Source organism: Salinicoccus jeotgali (genome assembly GCF_055379195.1).
Window position 1 is genome coordinate 552,428 of sequence record NZ_AP043830.1, and the last position, 20,686, is coordinate 573,113.

General features: G+C 49.2%; 19 protein-coding genes and 1 tRNA gene. 14 read left to right on the forward strand and 6 right to left on the reverse strand.

The annotated features are described in order from the left end of the window. The first annotated feature begins 13 nt into the window (after nt 1–13). From ACZ43I_RS02800 to fabI, 6 genes are all read left to right on the forward strand, one after another. Nucleotides 14–355, forward strand: coding sequence for a UPF0738 family protein (locus ACZ43I_RS02800; protein WP_344704124.1), 342 nt, complete (start codon nt 14–16; stop codon nt 353–355). A gap of 27 nt (nt 356–382) precedes the next feature. Beyond that, nucleotides 383–1,006, forward strand: coding sequence for a GTP diphosphokinase (gene yjbM / locus ACZ43I_RS02805; RefSeq protein ID WP_344704122.1), 624 nt, complete (start codon nt 383–385; stop codon nt 1,004–1,006). Between the two features lie 26 nt (nt 1,007–1,032). Continuing rightward, complete coding sequence (locus ACZ43I_RS02810) at nt 1,033–1,827, forward strand: NAD kinase (RefSeq protein WP_344704120.1); 795 nt, start codon at nt 1,033–1,035, stop codon at nt 1,825–1,827. A gap of 75 nt (nt 1,828–1,902) precedes the next feature. Further along, entirely contained in the window at nt 1,903–3,276 is a 1,374-nt protein-coding gene (gene mgtE / locus ACZ43I_RS02815) for a magnesium transporter (RefSeq protein ID WP_344704118.1), read from the forward strand. Between the two features lie 10 nt (nt 3,277–3,286). Then, nucleotides 3,287–5,146, forward strand: a complete 1,860-nt coding sequence (locus tag ACZ43I_RS02820; RefSeq protein WP_344704116.1) for a cation:proton antiporter domain-containing protein — start codon at nt 3,287–3,289, stop codon at nt 5,144–5,146. Between the two features lie 159 nt (nt 5,147–5,305). After that, on the forward strand, nt 5,306–6,073 hold the full coding sequence (fabI, locus tag ACZ43I_RS02825) for an enoyl-ACP reductase FabI (RefSeq protein ID WP_344704114.1): 768 nt from the start codon (nt 5,306–5,308) through the stop codon (nt 6,071–6,073). A gap of 267 nt (nt 6,074–6,340) precedes the next feature. On the opposite strand, the gene ACZ43I_RS02830 is transcribed toward fabI, so the two are convergent. The 3 genes from ACZ43I_RS02830 to ACZ43I_RS02840 form a co-directional block, all read right to left on the reverse strand. Next, nucleotides 6,341–6,853, reverse strand: coding sequence for a YjcG family protein (locus ACZ43I_RS02830; RefSeq protein ID WP_344704112.1), 513 nt, complete (start codon nt 6,851–6,853; stop codon nt 6,341–6,343). A gap of 65 nt (nt 6,854–6,918) precedes the next feature. Continuing rightward, entirely contained in the window at nt 6,919–7,644 is a 726-nt protein-coding gene (locus ACZ43I_RS02835) for an alpha/beta hydrolase-fold protein (RefSeq protein ID WP_344704110.1), read from the reverse strand. Nucleotides 7,645–7,709: 65 nt separating this feature from the next. Continuing rightward, nucleotides 7,710–9,272, reverse strand: a complete 1,563-nt coding sequence (locus ACZ43I_RS02840) for an alanine/glycine:cation symporter family protein (RefSeq protein WP_344704240.1) — start codon at nt 9,270–9,272, stop codon at nt 7,710–7,712. Nucleotides 9,273–9,416: 144 nt separating this feature from the next. On the opposite strand from ACZ43I_RS02840, the gene ACZ43I_RS02845 reads away from it, so the two are divergent. Next, on the forward strand, nt 9,417–10,505 hold the full coding sequence (locus ACZ43I_RS02845) for an AI-2E family transporter (RefSeq protein WP_344704108.1): 1,089 nt from the start codon (nt 9,417–9,419) through the stop codon (nt 10,503–10,505). Nucleotides 10,506–10,615: 110 nt separating this feature from the next. Continuing rightward, entirely contained in the window at nt 10,616–11,350 is a 735-nt protein-coding gene (locus ACZ43I_RS02850) for an MBL fold metallo-hydrolase (RefSeq protein WP_344704106.1), read from the forward strand. 61 nt (nt 11,351–11,411) lie between these two features. Here ACZ43I_RS02850 and ACZ43I_RS02855 read toward each other — a convergent pair whose 3' ends face one another. Next, complete coding sequence (locus tag ACZ43I_RS02855; protein ID WP_344704104.1) at nt 11,412–11,807, reverse strand: hypothetical protein; 396 nt, start codon at nt 11,805–11,807, stop codon at nt 11,412–11,414. Nucleotides 11,808–11,885: 78 nt separating this feature from the next. On the opposite strand from ACZ43I_RS02855, the gene ACZ43I_RS02860 reads away from it, so the two are divergent. From ACZ43I_RS02860 to ACZ43I_RS02885, 6 genes are all read left to right on the forward strand, one after another. After that, on the forward strand, nt 11,886–12,668 hold the full coding sequence (locus tag ACZ43I_RS02860) for a gluconate 2-dehydrogenase subunit 3 family protein (RefSeq protein ID WP_344704102.1): 783 nt from the start codon (nt 11,886–11,888) through the stop codon (nt 12,666–12,668). Continuing rightward, a complete protein-coding gene (locus ACZ43I_RS02865) occupies nt 12,668–14,398 on the forward strand; it encodes a GMC family oxidoreductase (RefSeq protein WP_344704100.1) in 1,731 nt (576 codons plus the stop codon). The genes ACZ43I_RS02860 and ACZ43I_RS02865 overlap by 1 nt, the downstream gene beginning before the upstream one ends. 9 nt (nt 14,399–14,407) lie before the next feature. Next, entirely contained in the window at nt 14,408–15,298 is an 891-nt protein-coding gene (gene tatC / locus ACZ43I_RS02870; protein WP_344704098.1) for a twin-arginine translocase subunit TatC, read from the forward strand. 109 nt (nt 15,299–15,407) lie between these two features. Then, on the forward strand, nt 15,408–16,301 hold the full coding sequence (gene galU / locus ACZ43I_RS02875) for a UTP--glucose-1-phosphate uridylyltransferase GalU (protein ID WP_344704096.1): 894 nt from the start codon (nt 15,408–15,410) through the stop codon (nt 16,299–16,301). A gap of 140 nt (nt 16,302–16,441) precedes the next feature. Further along, complete coding sequence (locus ACZ43I_RS02880) at nt 16,442–17,422, forward strand: nuclease-related domain-containing protein (protein WP_344704094.1); 981 nt, start codon at nt 16,442–16,444, stop codon at nt 17,420–17,422. A 433-nt stretch (nt 17,423–17,855) separates the two neighbouring features. Further along, nucleotides 17,856–19,085 carry an IS110 family RNA-guided transposase gene (locus ACZ43I_RS02885; RefSeq protein ID WP_344703124.1) on the forward strand — a complete coding sequence of 410 codons (1,230 nt, stop codon included), beginning with the start codon at nt 17,856–17,858 and terminating at the stop codon, nt 19,083–19,085. Between the two features lie 202 nt (nt 19,086–19,287). On the opposite strand, the gene ACZ43I_RS02890 is transcribed toward ACZ43I_RS02885, so the two are convergent. Together ACZ43I_RS02890 and ACZ43I_RS02895 are read right to left on the reverse strand one after the other, a co-directional pair. Continuing rightward, nucleotides 19,288–20,436, reverse strand: coding sequence for a CapA family protein (locus ACZ43I_RS02890; protein WP_344703468.1), 1,149 nt, complete (start codon nt 20,434–20,436; stop codon nt 19,288–19,290). Nucleotides 20,437–20,544: 108 nt separating this feature from the next. Continuing rightward, nucleotides 20,545–20,615, reverse strand: a tRNA-Thr gene (locus ACZ43I_RS02895). Nucleotides 20,616–20,686 lie beyond the last annotated feature (71 nt).

Below are 20,686 nucleotides of genomic sequence, written 5' to 3' on the forward strand. Positions count from 1 at the left end.
AAGGAGTGAGGAAATGGACATTTATGTTAATGAAATCAAATTCGAAGATGAAGCGCTCAAATGCTTGTCTGAAGAGCAGACGGAAGGGCTTCAAGCGGCGGCGCGCATGACTGTCGGTTCGGAAGATCAGAGTCTGATTTATCTTTTGGACGACGGCGAAGCATTCAGAAGAGTGCATTTTGGAGAAAAGACGTGGCACATGCTGCGCGATCACCATGGCAGCGAAATCATTTTGAACACCGATGTCATATTGACTGACTTCTGGGATCAGCTGGATCACCTGGTCGATACCATCGAAGGCAACAACTACGGGGAAGCATTCGAAAGGGCAGTCAAGGAAACATTCAAACAATAGAAGCGTTTTAAGACTGGAGTGTAGAGGATGGAACAATGGGAGAAGTTCCTCGCACCGTACAAGCAGGCAGTGGAGGAACTTAAGATAAAGCTCAAAGGCATGAGACGGGACTACCAGCTCAACCGCCAAGCCTCCCCTGTAGAATTTGTAACGGCGCGGGTTAAACCAGTACAGAGCATAATAGAAAAGGCAAGTGTCCGCAATATACCTTATGACAAGCTGCAAGAAGGGATGTATGACATTGCAGGAGTCAGAATCATGTGCCAGTTCGTGGACGACATCGAGCTGATATGCAGTCAAGTCCGCAACCGCACCGACATGAAAGTCGTCGAGGAAAGGGACTATGTGACGAATACCAAGGAAAGCGGCTACCGTTCGTACCACCTCATCGTGGAATATCCGGTCGAACGGATCGGCGGACCGGTGATCATATTAGCAGAGATTCAGATCCGCACCTTGGCGATGAACTTCTGGGCGACGATTGAGCATACATTGAACTATAAGTATAGCGGGGAATATCCACCGGAAATCAAGAAGCGTCTGCAGAATGCAGCTGAAGCGGCGTATCTGCTCGATCAGGAGATGTCCGAAATACGTGAAGAGATACAGGATGCACAAAAATACTACACAAAAAAACGCAGCATGCGCTAGCGCTCTATAGAAAGGCGGGGTGACACATGAAGTTCTTCATAGTGTCCAAGGGGGACACGAAATCGAACGCACTTAAAGATAAGATGATGAACTATATGATTGATATGAACATGGAACTGGATGACAAGAAGCCGGATATCGTCATTTCCGTCGGCGGGGATGGCACGCTGCTGCAGGCTTTCCACAGCTATCAACATCTGCTCGACCATACGGCATTCGTCGGTGTACATACCGGGCATCTCGGTTTCTATGCAGACTGGCTGCCCCACGAAGTGGAACGGCTCATCATCGCCATCCAAAATGATGAATTCCAAGTCATAGAATATCCACTGCTTGAAACGATTATACGATATGAATCGGAAGGAACCGAAACGAGGTATCTGGCACTCAATGAAGCGACGCTCAGGACGGATGACGGCACGACCCTGGTGATGGATGTCGACCTCAGGAACCAGCATTTCGAACGTTTCCGTGGAGACGGGTTGTGCATCTCGACCCCATCCGGCTCGACAGCCTACAACAAGGCGCTCGGCGGTGCACTGATCCACCCTTCACTGGAAGCAATCCAGATCACTGAAATCGCGTCGATCAACAACCGGGTCTTCCGGACCGTAGGTTCACCGCTGGTGTTGCCTAAGCATCATACATGTCAGGTGCTGCCGGTCAACAGCGAAGTCTACCAGATGACGATCGATCACATAAATCTTGTGCATAAAGGCGTCAAATCGATACAATTCAGGGTTGCTGATGAAAAAGTGAGATTTGCCCGCTTCCGTCCGTTCCCATTCTGGAAACGGGTGCACGATTCTTTCATATCGTAGGAAAAGCACTAGCAGGGTGCTTTTTTCTTTTGTTTTGATGTAGAATGAAATTCAATATGAACAGGTGGTGGCAAAATGGTTGAGACAATCGAGAAGACTGAGATGGAGATGGAGTACGATGTGCTCCTGGATCATCTCAGGAATGAACGTATAGATGACTTCCGGGAGGCTTTCCTGGACCTGCATAATTATGATCAGAGTGAATTTTATCTTCTGCTTGAAGAAGGGGATCGGCAACGGCTCTATCATTTCCTCAGTCCGGAAGAGGTAGGGGAGTTCTTCGACAGTCTGGAGCTTGATGCGGACGAATACGATGAAATATTCGAAACGATGGACGCCCGCTACGCTGCAGATATGCTTGCAGAGATGCAGTACGACAACGCAGTTGATATATTGAGCGGCGTTTCAAAGGAAAAGCTGACCTCTTTTCTGACGTTGATGCCGAGGAGGGACGCGCAGGAAATACGTAAGCTGATGAATTACGAGGAAGATACTGCAGGTGGTATCATGACGACGGAGTTCGTCAGCCTCACTTCACTTATGACTGTCAGGGAAGCAATGCGTCACCTCAAGCTGAAGGCACCGGATTCGGAGACGATCTACTACCTGTTCGTCGTCGATGAAGGGCGCAAGTTGGCGGGTATCCTCTCTTTGCGTGAACTGATCATTGCGGATGATGATGCCTATATCGGTGATATCATGATCGAGCGTGTCGTCTCCGCCCGCGTTTCGGACGATCAGGAAGAAGTGGCGCAGATTATGCGCGACTATGACTTCCTGGCGATGCCGGTCGTCGACTACCAGGGTCATCTGGTTGGGATCATTACAGCCGATGACATAATGGACGTCATCGATGAAGAGGCAAGTGAGGACTACTCGAGACTCGCCGGTATGAGCGAAATCGAGCCGACTTCGGATTCTTCCCTCTCCACAGCCAAAAAGCGCCTGCCGTGGCTGATCGGCCTGACCTTCATGGGGATGATCACCGCCACTATGCTCACACGCTTCGAAGACACGCTGGCGCAGGTCGCCATATTGGGTGCATTCATCCCGATCATCGGCGGGATGGCCGGAAATAGCGGCACACAATCATTGGCGGTTGCGGTGCGGGGGATTGCGACTGGTGAAATAAAGGAATCAAGCAAGGTTAAACTTGCCTTCCGTGAGATGGGTTCTGGCTTGATAACAGGGTCGGTCTGCGGCATTCTTCTGTTCACCATCATTACCTTATTGTATGATTCGTCAATTCTTGGTATGATCGTGGGCTTCAGTCTGCTGATCGCTATGACGTTGGCGACACTGCTCGGCACACTCGTCCCACTGGTGATGGATCGCTTGAATATCGATCCGGCAGTGGCGAGCGGGCCGTTTATCACCACGTCCAACGATATCATCAGCCTGCTCATCTATTTCACACTTGCAAATGCACTAATGTCTTACCTCATATAAGGAGTAGCTTATGGAACACGGACCATCCGTAGTGTCGCTGGCCATTGTTGTGCTGGCGGCATTACTGACCCCTATACTCATCAGTAGATTGAAAGTCAGCTTCCTGCCGGTCGTCGTGGCGGAGATTATCGTAGGTGTCATCATCGGCGACTCCTTTTTCGATATCGTCGATGGCAACGACCCTTGGCTGAAGATATTGTCTACACTTGGTTTCATCTTCCTGATGTTCCTGAGTGGACTTGAGATTGATTTTGACGCCTTTACACAGAAATCGGGTAGCCAGAAGAAATCCAAGATTCTAAAAAGGCCTCTGCCGAACATACTGGTGCTGACAATGGGCATATTCTCAGCCATGCTTGGCCTAAGCCTCTTATTTGCACTGCTTATGCGGGGCTTTGGGATATTTGACGATGTTTTTCTGCTCGTCATCATAATCTCAACCATTTCGCTTGGCGTCGTGGTGCCGACTTTGAAGGAAGCGAATCTGATCAGCACCCGGATGGGGCAGATCATCTTGTTGATTGCAGTCATTGCAGATTTGACGACGATGATAATGCTCGCCCTCTATTCCCAGCTCTACGCGGATGCAAGTAAGCCGTTGTGGCTGATGGGGATACTTGTGGCCTTCGCCATCCTGTTCTATTTCCTCGGTCGTGTCATGAACGGTTCGGAGTTCATCAAATCTCTGAATAACGGTACGATGCAGATCGGGATGCGTGGCGTTTTTGCGCTTATCATCATGCTCGTCGCCTTGGCTGAGGGCGTCGGTGCCGAGAATATCCTTGGTGCCTTCATCGCCGGCTGTATCGTCAGCCTGCTGAAACCGGATCAGGATATTGTCCATAAGTTGGATTCGTTCGGCTACGGATTCTTCATTCCGATATTTTTTATCATGGTCGGAGTCGAGTTGAATCTGCCAGCGCTGTTTTCGGATAGTCGCGTGTTCGTACTGATTCCGGTACTGTTGTTTGCTTTTCTGTTCAGCAAACTGATCCCTGTGGCATTTCTGCTGCGTTATTTTGACTTGAAGCGCGTCACGGCAGCCGGCTTCCTGCTGACCTCGACGCTGTCACTCATCATCGCAGCGGCAGTCATCGCTGAGCAGATCGGTATGATAACGAATTCCGAGAGCGGTATGTTCATCCTGAGTGCCGTAATCGCCTGCATCATCACTCCGGTCGTCTTCAAGCAGCTCTATCCGGAAGGTGAGAATGAAGACCGCGTCATCAACGTGACGATTTTCGGCAACAACCAGCTGACGGTGCCGGTGGCGCACAGTATCGCCGGCGGTCTGTATAACGTCAGGCTCATTTTCCACAAGAACTTTTCCGACTCCAGGGAAAGGAATACAGAGAACCTCTCATTCCAGGAAATACCGGAGTATTCCGAAGAGGCCCTAGATGCAGTCGATGCATTCGACAGCGACATTGTGGTCGTCGGAGCGAATGCGGCAGACATCAATCGGCGTGTCGCGGAGATGGCTAAAAACCGGGGAGTGGAACGGATCATCTACAGAGTCGAAGATCCGACAAGGGAACAGGCCATCAAAGAACATGGGTATGAGCCTTTCTCTGCACTGCTAAGCTCGAAGACGCTGCTGCGTGGATTGATCGAATCTCCACATATGATGGATCTACTGACAGATGAAGAGACGGCCATCTATGAAATACAGATGAATAACTATCGTTACGATGAAATGATCCTCCGTGACTTCCCGTTCACTGCAGATATCATCTTCCTACGGATCATGCGTGGACAGGAATCGATTGTGCCCCACGGGGACACCAGACTCCAAGTGGATGACCGTATATTTATGACGGGATCTAGGGAGTATGTGGAAGAATTGAAGCGCGAACTTGAACTGTATTAATGAATGCACCCTTCGGGGTGCATTTTTCTCTATGAGCCTCTCCTTTCTTTTTTGTTGCATTCGGAGATGAAAAACTGTAGATTAGTAGTAGGTACTAACATTAAATCATAAGCGCATGGATAAGGATCCATGTGTGATGAAAAAGGGAGTTTACGACTTATGAATCTCGAAGGTAAAACTTTTGTTATCATGGGTGTTGCCAATAAGCGCAGCATCGCCTGGGGTGCAGCACGGGCCCTCGATAAAATGGGTGCAAAACTGGTGTTTACAATATTGAATGAACGCTTCAGGCGCGAACTGGAGAAAATCTTGGGTGACCTAGAAGGCAACCACGACATCATCGTGGAATGCGATGTCACGGACGATGAGCAGGTAGAAGCAGCGTTCAAGGAAATCGGCGAGAAGACAGGCGGCATCGATGGTCTGATGCATGCGATCGCATATGCTGGAAAAGATGAACTCCAAGGCGGCTACAGCGATACGACCCGCGAAGGCTTCAAAAATGCCCTCGACATCAGTGCGTATTCACTGGCAGTGGTTTCAAAGCATGCTAAAACAATCATGAATGAAGGCGGTAGCATCGCAACAATGACCTACCTCGGCGGAGAGCGCGCAATGCCGAACTACAACGTCATGGGTGTTGCTAAAGCAGCCCTCGAATCCAGCGTACGCTACCTTGCACTCGACCTCGGCGAGTCCGGCATCCGCGTCAACGCCGTTTCAGCCGGCCCGATCCGTACCTTGAGCTCTTCAGCGGTCGGAGATTTCAAATCCATCCTGAAGGAAATTGAAGAACGTGCGCCACTTAAGCGCAACGTTGATCAGCTGGAAGTCGGCAACACTGTTGCATTCCTGCTCAGTGATTTGGCGAGCGGCATCACAGGAGAAGTCCTCCATGTCGATTCCGGTTATCATATCATGGCTTAATATAGTTGAAGCAGCACCTCCGGGTGTTGCTTTTTTTATTTGGAGATGTATCGGTTGTTGAGGTGAGTGGCGTTAAATCTCGTTCGTTGAGCAAACGAGGGCGAGTTGAGGAGTTAATTCTCGTTCGTCGAGCGGACGAGAGGGAGTTGGGGTGTTAATTCTCATTCGTCAAGCAAACGAACGGGAGTTACATTAAAACTGAACGTTATACAGCTTAAGGAAGCAATAAAAAAAGCGTTCCAAATATATTGGAACGCTTTTTGCAACTCAGCCTTCGCCGAGTTTATATGTTTCATATACCTGCCAGACACCATTGTCGAGCTGGTAGAGGAGACTCATTTTATCGAGTGTTTCTTGGTGATCGATGCCAATCATGCTGAGTTGGCCGAAGATGTCTTCGTACTCCTGGGTAGTCTGTCCTTGGGCAATCGTCAGGTGTGGCACGAAAGGATGGCTGTTTTCGCCGTAGAATTCGCCATCATTCAAATCGTCATGCAGTGCAACCAATTCGTCATTCTTTTCTACTTTGAAATAGATGACTAGAGAGTTCGGTGAAAAACTTGAAACTTTCTTGATTTCAATGTCAGTTGGTTTGTGCTTTTTAGCAATTTCTTTCAGGTGTTGTGAAATTTTTTCTTTTTCGGATTCGTCCGCTTCAAATTTTTCTTTTAGAGTGATGTGTGGGGGGATCAGTGCATAATGCGCATCATATCTTTTTCTATATTGGTTGACTTTATCTTGAAGCTGTTTAGATGGAAACATAGCTATTCCGAAATTCATCGTAATTCCTCCCTGCTTTGTTATACCTTAAGTATATCAAAGTTTTCTCAAAATGCCATAATATTCTAACTTAAGAAGTGTTTCATTGCTGGTTCCAAAATTGGTTTCCACGTTTTCCAGATGTGGCCTCCGTCTAACTCTTCATATTTATATTCAAGCAGCCGGGTGGAAAGATGCTCATGCAGTTTACGGTTCGGCGTCAGGAAATCCGCACGATCTTTCGAGATGCTTTCAAAATCATCCTCTTCCAATCCTATAGTATGGTACATGTCGAGATGCATGAGTGCACTTTGGGATTCGAAGCGGTTGATGAAATCATCATCTACGTATGGACTGAGTGCCAATACGTTGGAAAATGTCGCCGGATAGGTGATGGCGACCGACAATGCGAAGCTTGCAGCGAGCGATTCCCCCATCAATGTTCGGGAAGTGCCGACCTTTAGTGTCGGGAAATGCTCATCAATCCAACTCATCAGCTCATGGGCAGTGAAAGAAACGAATTTCTCATGGTGCTTGCCGTTCGGGCTGAAGTAGTCATAACGCCAGTCGACGTCAGGGTAAGGTACCCCGATAATAATAGCCCGGTCTATCTCTTCTGATTCACGCAGCTTTTCATACGTCTGTTCAAGCTGTCCGAAGCGGAAGAAATCCTGGCCGTCGAATGTAATGATGACCCTGTGTTTATAAAGGTCTGAAAAGTTTTTTGGTATATAGTACTGGATTTCATAAGTGTCACCTAAAATTTCGGATTTGAAATCAATACTGTGTATTTTTCCTGGTGTCATTTCCATAAAAATTACCCCCTCTTGGTTATTCTACCAACAAGGGGGCAAGTGTGAAACATCAATGATGATATTTAACGCTCATCATCGCCGTAATTCATATTATATTCCTTTTCCTCTTTAAGACGTTTCGGGTAGTCCACATGCCAAAAATCTGCCGATTTGACTGTGGCTGGGTCTGGAGAGTAGATTGCGTACTTTCCTGATCCCTTTTCCTTCTTCTGCTTCTCGAAGTCCTTCAGTGCGGCAATGGCCGGCTTCTGCAGGATGAGTATGCCGATGACGTTCAGCCACGCCATGAGACCTACACCAAGGTCACCCATATCCCAAGCCAGTCCTGCCGAGTTGATCGTGCCGTAGAATACCGAGCCGATCAGCAGCACGCCGAGCAGAGTCTTCACGATCGGCCAGCGGCCTTTCGTCAGATAGACGAGGTTCGTCTCTGCGATGTAGTAGTATGCAAGTATTGTAGTATAACAGAAGAATAGAAGTGCAAATGAGATGAAATAAGAGCCGAATCCGACGAAACCAGCCTGGAAAGTATCCTGGCCACTGAATGCCTTATCGAGGCCGGCCTGTGTATAGGCCACTGTGCCTTCTACGTTCTGCTCGCCACCCGGCGTTTCCTGATAGACACCACTGTCTACTAGGAGGCCACCATCACCATCTGAAACGTTGTACATGCCTGTCATGAGGATCATGAGGGCTGTCGCCGTACATACGAAAAGTGTATCAACATATACGGAGAATGCCTGTACAAGTCCTTGTTTGGCAGGGTGTGAGACTTCAGCTGCACCTGCTGCGTGAGGACCGGTTCCTTGACCGGCTTCATTGGAGTAGATGCCGCGTTGGACGCCGATTGCGATCATTGCGCCGATGATACCGCCGAACTGCTGCTCCATGCCAAAGGCACTTTTGAAGATAAGAGCGAACATGGCAGGCACTTCCTGGATGTTCATGATGACCACGATGATGGCTACGAACACATATACAAGAGCCATAAATGGAACCACTGCCGTTGCAACGTTGGCGATTGATTTGATACCGCCAAAGATGACCAGGCCGACGAGCACTACAAGAATCGCACCGATTACCCAGTGTGGCATGGTGAACGAGTTTGTCATGGAACCTGCTATAGAGTTGGACTGGATGCCCGGAAGCAGGAAGCCGGTGGCAAGAATCGTTACAAGCGCGAAAACTGCGGCATAGATTTTACCGAATTTCCCACCTATCCCCTTTTCTATGTAGTACGCTGGACCACCGCGGTACTGATTGTCTTCATTCTGCTTATAGATCTGCGCCAGAGTGGATTCTACAAATGCGCTGCCTGCCCCTAAGAAGGCAATGAGCCACATCCAGAATATCGCACCTGGGCCCCCGATGTAGATGGCTGTAGCAACCCCGACAATGTTTCCTGTACCTACACGGCCGGATAAAGATACCGCCAAGGCTTGGAAACTGGAAATTCCGACCGGTGATTTCTCCCCTTGGAACATAAGCCGGATCATTTCTTTGAAGTGTCTGATCTGGAAGAAGCGCATCCTTAAACTGAAGTACAGTCCTACAGCCAGCAGGCCGTATACAAGAGGCGAGCTCCAAACGAGGCCATTAAGAAAATCAACGATTGTCTGCATAATATTTCCCCTTCCCCTTTGTCCTGAAGATTCTGACAACATCAATATTACGTGTATACATTTCATTTGTCCATATAAATATTATTAGATATTCTAATTTATGATACAATGGGTTCTACTTTAACAACCCGTAAGGAGATTATGCCAATGACTAATAAAGTATGGTTCCAAACTGGTATTGCAATCATCATTACGCTGCTGATCATCATGCTGGTCATCAGGGTCCAGGTCATTTTTGAACCGATATTCACGGTAGTAGCGACGATTTTCTTCCCGCTTCTGCTGGGTGGCCTCCTGTATTATATAACTGAGCCGATACAGCGCTTCTTGGAAAAACGGCGTGCGGGGCGCCTGACGAGCATCCTGGCAGTTTTCGTCATCATCCTGCTAGTGCTTGCTCTCCTCACCATCCTGATCGTACCGATGGTGACGCAGCAGGTTCAGAATCTGATTTCCCGTGCCCCAGTAATTCAGAATGAGATAGAACAGCTGTTCAATTATGCACTTTCCCAGCGGGATAAATTGCCGTTCGATCCGCAGAAATATATCCAGGACGCCCTGGACCGCGGTTCGGAGATGCTGTCGAACGTAGCGAGCAATGTCATGGCTATCCTATCAGGTACGGTCAGTGTCCTGATTACGTTCATTCTGATTCCGTTCTTCTTCTTCTTCCTGCTGAAGGATCATGAGAAATTCGTGCCGGCAATGGTCTCTCCATTCAAAGGCACATTCAAGCAGTTCATAACCGAGCTGCTGCATGATATAGACAATACTTTACGTGCATTCATCCAAGGCCAGATGCTGGTTAGTTTCATCCTTGGCATCATCCTCTATATCGGATACATCTCCATTGGGCTTGAATATGCACTATTGCTTGCGATATTCGCATTGTTCATGAATCTGATTCCATTCATCGGACCTTGGATGGCTTTCATCCCGGCTGCTATGCTCGCGTTGATTCAGGATCCATTCATGCTGATATGGGTGTCTCTGATTACTTTGGTCGCCCAACAGATTGAAAGCAATCTAATCACGCCGAACGTCATGGGACAGACGCTCAACCTTCATCCACTAACTGTCATAACAGTCGTCCTCGCAGCGGGCAACATCGCCGGATTCATCGGCATGCTGATTGCGATACCGACCTATGCGGTGATCAAAACTGTCATCAGGAATATATGGAATTACCGTGCCAACATCAAAAATACAATGTTGTCGGAACCGCGCAACACCTAGACCTGGCGGGGTATTCCCCCGTCTTTTTTGATGATGAAATGCCGTATTGCCGCTTGTCTGGTGTAAAAACGGGTATAAGTAATGGAATAATCCTGATGGGGGATGATGCCATGAAAGTGACAATAGTGGGCATGTGGAACGGTTTCCCGAAGTATTCGGAACCGACATCCGGCTGCCTGGTGCAAAAGAATGGTGTGAATCTGCTGATCGATGCAGGCAGTGGCGTAGCCGGCCAAATACAGAAGTATGTTGATATCCACGCCATCGACCACATATTCCTGACGCACTACCACCATGATCATGCAGGGGATATCCAAGCTTTCGTATTGGCGCGCAAATTGACCAGGGAACATAAAAGGACCAACCGTAACCTGAAGATATATGGCCCGGAAGGCGGTCTGCCCGTACGCGAGATCCGCCGTGCACAATATAGTACATTCCAGCCCATCCGGGCTCAAAAGACTTATACAGTCGGTCCCTTCAAACTGGAGTTCCACCGCAACGAACACAGTACGGAAACTTATGCAATACGGGTGACGGATGATACCGGTGCCGTCCTCGTCTATACGTCGGATACATGTTACCGGGGCAGCCTGGTGCGTTTTGCATTCGGGGCGGACCTGCTCATTACCGACTGTAGACTGTATGAGGGCCATGACGGCAAAGTGGAAGGTCATATGAATGCAGAAGAGGCTGGACGCCTGGCGTCTAAGGCAGACACCTCCAAGACGATACTGACAAATCTGCCCCACCACGGGGCGTTGGAAGTGTTGCTTGATAGTGCCAATCAGCATTCCATTAAAAATGTTAGATTGGCCGAAGTCGGCATGCAAGTTGAAATATAGAAGGTGTAAATTTTATATACGCAACAAAAAAGGATGGACCCCAAATAGGGTCCATCCTTTTTTATGCGGCATCTGAAGTACGCCGCTCCTCTGAATCAATCTGATACAATACCCGATTGATCTCCACCTGGTTGATTGCTTCCACAACGAAGTATGCAATGATGGAATAGATGATGATAACTGCAATCAGCAGCACATTCGATTGGATGACGCTTAAAACGAGCGCCGGCATGAAGACGAGGGCCATGAAGATGAGGAGCATGCCCATGCGATTGCCGCTTATCGCCCGTTGGGCTGTGGCGACCTCCTCGCTATATTCACGGTTGATGCGTTCAAGGTCTATCGCAGACGGATCCCGGTAGAGTTTTGTTATCCTGATATCTCCACCATATGGATTTTCGACATAACGCAAGTCCATATGACTGTTATTCCATGTCAGATACTTAAAAAAATTCACAATATTCCCCCTAACTATTCAAAAGATTGTGAGTTTATTATATACTGTATACATATTTAATTCAAAGGGGTGTTTTATATGGCTCAGAAAGGATCGGATGACAAACAGTTTTCGAGACGCGATTTCCTTAAAACGACCGGTGTGGCGACAGGAGGCATCATAGGCGGCTCTTTGCTTGGTGGCTTTGTCGGCTATAATTTGGACGATGGCGACACCGCGTCAGACACCAGTGGCGAGAACAAGGGTGAGGGCGCGGCAGACGGCAGCGCAGAGAACCCGGGCAGGATCTTCTTCCATAATGATGCACAGTTCGAAACGATTTCACAGGCTATGGAGCGCATTTATCCGGAAGATGATATGGGGCCTGGCGCAATCAAGCTCGGTGCACCGTATTTCCTTGATATGCAGCTGGCAGGCGCATACGGCAACAACTCCAAAGAATATATGAAAGGGCCGTTCTATGAAGGGGAACCGACCCAGGGCTACCAGTCACGGCTGACGCGGGCGGAACTGTTCACTTTAGGCATAGAGCGCCTGGATACGGAAGCGAATGAGGCATTTGATGATGATTTTTCAAAACTCGACGGGGAAGACATGGACGAAGTGCTGACGCGTTTCCAAAAGGGTGAAGCGGATATGGGGGTACCCCCGGCGACAGCAAAGTCAGAGGACTTCTTCAACCTGCTGCGTTCTGCGACAATCGAAGGGGTCTACTGCGATCCGATGTACCGCGGCAACCGTGGTATGGAAGGATGGAAGATGAAGCAGTTCCCGGGACACCAGCACCAGTATATCGATAAGATCGACAGCGGGGAATTTGAGGATATCAAACCGCAATCTCTATATGGAGGTAAGAGCTGATGGCAAAAGAACTTGAAAAGGTAGATGTATTGACGGTTGGTGTTGGATGGACAGGCGGCATCATAGCAGCTGAAGCAGCCAAGGAAGGACTAAAAGTAGTGGGGTTGGAGCGCGGTAAGGAACGTGGTACGGAAGATTACCAGAATATCCATGATGAATACAAATACGCGATACGCTACGAATTGATGCAGGATGTCTCCAAAGAGACGCTGACGTTCAGAAATTCACCTGATCAGCGGGCGCTGCCGATGCGCCAGCTGGGATCGTTCCTACTCGGTGAAAACCTTGGTGGGGCGGGGACGCACTGGAATGGGCAGACATGGCGTTTTCTACCTTACGACTTCGAAATCCGCAGCATGACGGAAGAGAAGTACGGTGAGGATAAACTGATGGAAGATGACGGTTACAGACTTCAGGACTGGGGCATTACATACGATGAGCTAGAACCTTATTTTGACCGGTTTGAGAAGACGTGCGGCCTTTCCGGTGAAGAGAATCCATTGGGCGGCAAGCGTTCGGATGCCTATCCGACACCCCCGATGATCAAGACGCCGATTCTTAAGAAATTCGAAAAAGCATCATCCGGCCTCGGCTACAGCCCTATCATGATGCCTTCAGCAAATTTGAGTGAAGCATTCGAAAACCCGGATGGCCAAAAGATCCAGGCTTGCCAATACTGTGCTTTCTGTGAACGTTTCGGCTGTGAGTACGGCGCGAAGTCTTCTCCTGAAATCACGGTGATACCAACCGCTCGGGAGACCGGCAATTTTGAAGTGCGTACACACTCCAATGTCGTAGAAATCCTTACAGATGAGGACGATGATAGCCGCGTGACCGGCGTCAAATACGTCGATACGCGTACACGTGAGGAGTTTATCCAACCAGCGGATGTGGTTGTACTGAACAGCTATGTATTCAACAACTACAAGCTCCTCAGAGTATCGGACATCGGCAAGCAGTATGATCCGGAGACCGAAGAAGGAACACTTGGACGCAGCTATTGCTATCAGATATTCGGCGGGGCAACGGGCTTTTTCGATGAACAATTCAATACGTTCATGGGAGCCGGTGCACTTGGAATGGCATTCGATGACCACAATGGCGATAACTTCGACCACTCAGACCTCGACTTCCTGCATGGCGGCAATATTTCGGTCACACAGACAGGCAGCCGTCCGATTGCGAACAATCCCATCCGTCCAGACACGCCGTCATGGGGCAGTGAATTCAAAAAGGAATCCATTGAAAACTACACGCGTACATTGAGTGTGTCAGGTCAAGGTGCAACATTGCCGCATAAGGACAATTACATCGATATCGATGAAACGTATAAGGATGACTACGATGTGCCACTCGTCAAATTGACATACAACTTCAAAGATCAGGATCGTGCCCGTCACCAGCACCTCGCTGAACGTTCGGCTGAAGTGCTTGAAGAGATGGGTGCGAAAGAAGTATCGAAAGCTGCAGAACTCGGTGACTACAGCATCGTTCCATACCAGTCCACGCATAATACAGGTGGCACGATCATGGGGGATGATCCCGAGAAGAGTGTCGTCAACAATTGGTTGCAGCACTGGGATCGCGATAATCTTTTTGTAGTCGGCGCGGGAAATTTCGTGCATAATAGTGGATATAACCCAACCGGTACTGTGGGCGCACTTGCATACCGCTGTGCTGAAGGGGTGATCCGATTCGCCAAGGAAGGCGGACGTCTTGAAGATAAGTAGGTGATATAAATGGATCCATATCAGAATATGAACATCAGCCCCTCCGATAAGCGCAAAGCAGAGAAAAATAAAAGCGCTGGAGCGGGGGGCGGTGGTGGAAATGGGAACGGGTCGGACAATAATACCCCGACACCACCGGAAGAACCACCGCGGAAGCGTAAGCGGGTGACGCATGAAGAGCCTTTTGCGCCGCTTATGGACCATATTGAAGATCTGAGGTCTATGCTCCTCAAGTCGGCCATAGTGTTCGTCATCTGGTTCTTCACCATATTCTCCACCGTCGGATGGTGGTTCCCGGTAGTGTCGAAGGGCGCGGATATCGTAGTGCTTGGACCGTTTGAAGTGATCCGCTTCTACATCCAGACCTCAGCAGCCATCAGCCTTGGGCTGAGCATTCCGTTCATATGCTGGTTCCTATGGCAGTTTGTACGGCCGGGCCTGGTCGAGAAGGAGACCCAATTCCTGAAGGGGTCCCTGCCGATCATGCTCGTGCTATTCGTTATCGGAGTGTCGTTCGGCTATTTCGTCGTGCACCCGATCAGCTATTTCTTCCTGATCCAGATGGGGCAGGTCAATTTCGATGTGCTCGTGACGGCGGATGAATATATGTCCTTCCTGCTTATTACCACGATTCCCTTCGGTCTGATTTTCCAGCTGCCGATAGTGGTCCTGTTCCTGAGTCATATTGAACTGCTTGACTCAGAGTTCATGCGGAAATCAAGGAAGTATGCATATTTCGCCTTGATGGTCGTCACAGCCATCATCGCACCACCCGACTTCTTCACGCATATCATCACTCTGTTGCCGATGATCGGCCTCTATGAAGTGAGTATTGTACTGGTCAGGCGCAAAGAACGGCGCACCGCCAAAAAAGAAGCGGAAAAGGCAGAAGCAGCTTAAAAGGAGGCTCTAGGAGCCTTCTTTTTTGTGCCTGGTTATTTTATCCAGAATGTACCTGCAAGGTGAATATCTGGTATAGTACAATATAGGAAAAGGAGGGGCTTCATAAATGAAAAAAGTAAGAAAAGCGGTCATCCCAGCGGCTGGACTCGGTACCCGGTTCCTGCCGGCGACCAAGGCCATGCCAAAGGAAATGCTGCCGATCCTCGATAAGCCGACGATCCAGTATATAGTGGAGGAAGCGGTCGAAGCGGGTATTGAAGATATCATCATCGTCACCGGCAAGCACAAGCGTGCCATTGAAGATCATTTCGATCATCAGCTGGAACTTGAAATGAACTTGAAAGAGAAGGAGAAGTACGAGTTGCTTGAGAAGGTTGAGCATGCGACCGGACTTGCAAATATCTTCTATGTCAGACAAAAATCCCCTAAAGGGCTCGGACATGCCATACATACTGCCAAGCAGTTCATCGGGGACGAACCGTTCGCCGTGCTGCTCGGGGATGATATCGTCGATAATGAAGGCGGAAAGCCCGCCATCGGCCAGCTGATCGCCCATTACGAAGAATGCCAAAGTTCGGTCATCGGTGTGAAGCAGGTGCCGGCAGAGGAGACTTCCCGCTACGGGATAGTCGAATACGATGGCCAAGAGGATAACCTTTACCATCTGACCGATATGCATGAGAAACCGGGCCCGGGCGTAACAGATTCCACACTCGCCATCATGGGACGCTACGTTCTTGCGCCTGAGATTTTTGATCATCTTGAAAAAGGGGAAGTTGGAGCAGGCGGTGAAATCCAGCTGACCGATTCCATCCGGGCGATCATCGAGTCGGGCGGCGATGTCCATGCCGTTGATTTCGAAGGCACACGTTACGACGTCGGCGACAAGGCCGGATTCGTCAAAACGACGATGGAATATGCGCTTAAATCCGATATGCGCGATGAACTGCTTGAATTTATGGAAGACTCCCTGAAGCGTTACGACAGGATAAGAGAATAGAAAAACTGCGGCAGTCCATGCCCCAAAATTCCGGGGAATCGCATGGGGTGCCGCTTTTTATCTTCAAAGTGTAAAATTAGTCAAAATAAAAAGAGCAAATCAGGCATTTTCCTCCATATATTATGTAGGAGGTGCATGTCATGTTTATAACAGATAGAAGAAAATCAAAGGAACTACTGTTTTACGAAGCGTTGGAAGTGCGCTGTAGCTTGACGGGACAGGAAGTGAAAAGGCTTAGGGCATTGCGTCGGGGCTTCGAAGGTGAGAGGGCCTATGACGCGCTGTGGGAAGCGGCCGGCCATGATCACCTGTTGATTTTCCGGGACATCTGGCTACAGGTCGGAAATGCAGTGCTCCAGGCAGATGTGCTTATTATTGATGACGGCCAAGTGACTGTGAATGAGATAAAAAATTATTCAGGGTTATATCGGCTGGAAAATGCTGTATGGTCAGTCAACGGCTACCGTATTTCTGAAGACCCGGTCGCCCAGGTGAGGCGGACTGTCGGCAAGCTGACACATATAAGGTCGAAAGGCGGGCATTCATTTCAGATTGACGGGAAAGTCATTTTCATCAATCCCGACTTTAACCTCACCTCTGATTCAGAAACAGATGACCGGCATATCATCAACCGAACAATACTGAAACCCTATATGGCGGATATTGCAGCAGGGTATGCCAGTAGAGAAGCATCGGACGTCGCCGAGACCATCAAGTCATGTATCATCGATGACCCGATGCGCGTCCCAGAACTCGATCCCAGCCGTATAAAGCCAGGGATTCGCTGTGCCCGCTGTAGCGCTGTTGATTTATCGATAAAAAGGTATGCAGTCGAATGCCGGCAGTGCGGCCACCACGAAACCACCGAGCGGCTGGTCGTGCGCGCTATAGTCGATCATTCCAATCTATTTCCCGATGCTTCCATGGATAAAAAGCAGATCCGGTGGATGCTTGCCGATCAGGTTGGGCTCAGATGTATAGAACACGCCCTGACGAAATATTGCATAGCCATAAAAAGAGGCAAACATGCAGCATACACTGTCGAAACACACTATCTTGAAGAATTATTGGCAATCAAGCAGTATAAATCAAGATATGAGAAGAAACCCTCTCAAATTTGAGTTGAGTCTCCAATTCCCGTTCGTCGTCGGAACGAAGGCGAGTTGACGTTCTAATTCTCGTTCGTCGCCGGAACGAAGGCGAGTTAACGTTCCAATTCCCGTTCGTCGCCGGAACGAAGGCGAGTTAACGTTCTAATTCTCGTTCGTCGCCCAAACGAAGGCGAGTTGCCCCAATCAATCACCCCGCAACAAAAACATACTAAGATTAGTACCACAGGACCCGGCCAGGTCCTGTGGTACTATTTTCATATAGTAGGAGTGGAGATCAGGTCGACGAGGTTTTAGGATTTAGAATCCGGAATAAAAACGGGCCAGCTCCACTATCCTTATCTGAATCAGGTTCAGTATGTGGGATCTTCGAGATCGAGTATGAGAAAAGGGAATCGATGAGGATACGTGGTCACTTCTGCTTAAAACAAAGGAGGAGAACCAAATGAAAAGTGTCATCGCATTTGATGTCAGTATGGGACACAGCTACATGGTCGTCTATGATGCTTGGCAGCACTGTATATTTGAAGGGGATATCACGCATACCAGATCGGCTTTTGATAATGTCCGGATCCAGATTGAGACGCAACGGAAACAGGATGGCGTCCTGCCTGATATTGTATTTGAAGCCACAGGGGTCTACTCAAAGGCATTGGAACGCTTCATGCAGGCATGCGGGTTCGAGTATGCGCTGCTCAATCCACTGGCGGCCAAGATGCAGAGCCTGTCCATGCGGATGCACAAGACGGACCGGAGTGATGCCCATAAACTCGCCCAGGCCTGTTTTACCCATCCGCCCCGCAACAAGCAGGTTCAAGAAGGGTATTACGAAGAAATGCGCAGCCTCTCCCGCCACTACGCTGAATTGGAGCAGGAGATTGTCCGACTGAGAACCCGGATCCATGCCCTGGTTCAGATGACCTTCCCGGAACTGGAGCAGCTCTTTACCCGAACTTCCGACCTGTATCTTTCCATCCTCCAACTGTTTCCGCATCCGGATCGGGTGACTGTGCTGTCCAGAACGAAAGTGAAGAATATGATCCTCGGCAGCACCGGGAAGCGCCAGTCCCGAAAACGCGCAGAAGAGAAAGCCGATCAGCTGATGTCGGCGGCCGCAGATGCCTATCCGGCACTGTCTACAGATGACGTCCGAATTGAACAGCTCAGAAACTATGCTGCACGCTGTCAGACCCTGCTGGAGCTGAAGCACCGGCTCATCCAGCAAATGGTCGCCATGTCTCAGGAACAGGCGGAATACCATATCCTGAAGAGCTTTCCAGGGATTGCAGACATTACAGCGGTCCGTATCATCGCTGAAGCCGGAGACATCCGCCGGTTCGACACGGCCAATCAGCTGAATGCCTATACCGGCATCGACATCCGCCGCCATCAATCCGGCACCCTTCTGTACAAGGATAAGATCAATCGGCGCGGCAATAAGCATCTAAGGAAAATCCTGTACTACATGATCGAGAATATGATCCGGAACCAGAGGCACGCGGATAACCATCTGGTGGACTACTATCGGAAACTAAAAAAGCAACCCCATGGTAAACACCATAAGGTTGCCTGCATCGCCTGTGTGAACAAGTTTTTGAAGTGCCTCTTCCATCTTGTCACCGTTGGACAGCGATATGATTACGCTGTGGCCACCCACCACTGCGTCAATTCGTAACTCAAGTATACCACAGCCCCTGCTCCGAAAAAACTGAAAAAGCAGGGCCTATTTGGCATGCCGACATCCCTATCCAGCGGGGCGCCCCGCTGGATAGGGATGAAAAATATGGAATATATGCTTGTAATCTATTGACTAATCGTAAGAATAAAACCACTCCCACAAACGGCGAAAACCGCATGATGGAAGTGGTTCAATATGTCTATTCCAAATATTCGACGACTTCGACTTCGTCGGTATAGTATTTCATATGATCGCTGACATCCTGATAGACGCCGCCTGCGTCATTGAGGCCGTACTCGGCGGCGTCGGTGAGCGGAACGAGTTCAAAGTCATCAAACTCATTGCTGTGCATATAAGTAGGCATGAATTTCACCGCATCGACGGATATATCTTCATCGCCTCCACTATACGTGATGTCAAAGCCGATTATTCCACCGAGCTTCGTCTCTAAGCTCTGCTGGGCGCTGAAGAAATTGCCGAGCGAGTAGGCGATCACAGTCTCCTCACCGTCCTCGCGCTCGTAGATATCGACGGGTTGCAGCACGTGGGGATGGTGCCCCAGTATAATGTCGGCCCCGGCATCGGCGATCTGTTCAAACTGCTGGACATGTTCATCCCTCGGGAACTCTTCATACTCATTCCCCTGGTGCATACTGACAACCAGCATGTCGACCTCATCCCGCAAGTCTTCCATATCGGATAAAATCGTCGGCATATCAATCAGGTTGACGAGGTGGTCCTCCCCTTCAGGAACCGGGATGCCGTTCGTGCCGTAAGTGTAGGCGAGGAAGCCGACTGACACCCCTTCAACATCGATGATGCGCTGGCGCTTCCGGTCTTCTGGACTGATATTCGCCCCGACATATTCTATTCCTTTTTCCTTCAAAATATCAGTTGTGCGTTCGACCCCTTCAGTGCTGCGGTCGAGCGTATGGTTGTTGGCCAGTGAGACGATGTCTGCATTCAGATGTTCAAGCAGATCGGCAGCCTCAAGCGGCGCGTTGAACATCGGATAGCCACTCAATCGCAACTCCTCACCGCCGATCGGGGTCTCCTGGTTCATGAATACGAGATCTTTATCCTGCAGATAAGGCGCAACCTCATCGACCCGTGAAATGAAATCGTATCCTGATTCGGTCTCGACATCTTCATAGAGATGATCATGTATCAGCACATCACCTACTGCAGCGAAGTTGAAGGATGTCTCAAGGTCGAAATGGGTCTCGACCACGGTATGTATCGCGTCTCCGGGTATTTGTTCGAGCGTTTTATCATATACAGCATGCGCCTCATGGTCAGCATCACCGAAAGGGAGGCTGAGCATCAGGAGCATCATCATCTTCAACATATATAAATCCCCCTTGTCCTTTATATTGATTCTACAATGAAGGCACATATATAACCAGTGATTGCATAAAAAAACTTCCCGATCCTAAAATGGATGGGAAGTCATAAATGCCGGTAGCGAGAATCGAACTCGCAGCTCTGCCTTACCATGGCGGTATTTTGCCATTAAACTATACCGGCTGGGTGGAATGGTCGGATTAGATCCGCCAAACACCATTCATATTATCATGCGGGTTGGAAGTTGGCAAGGG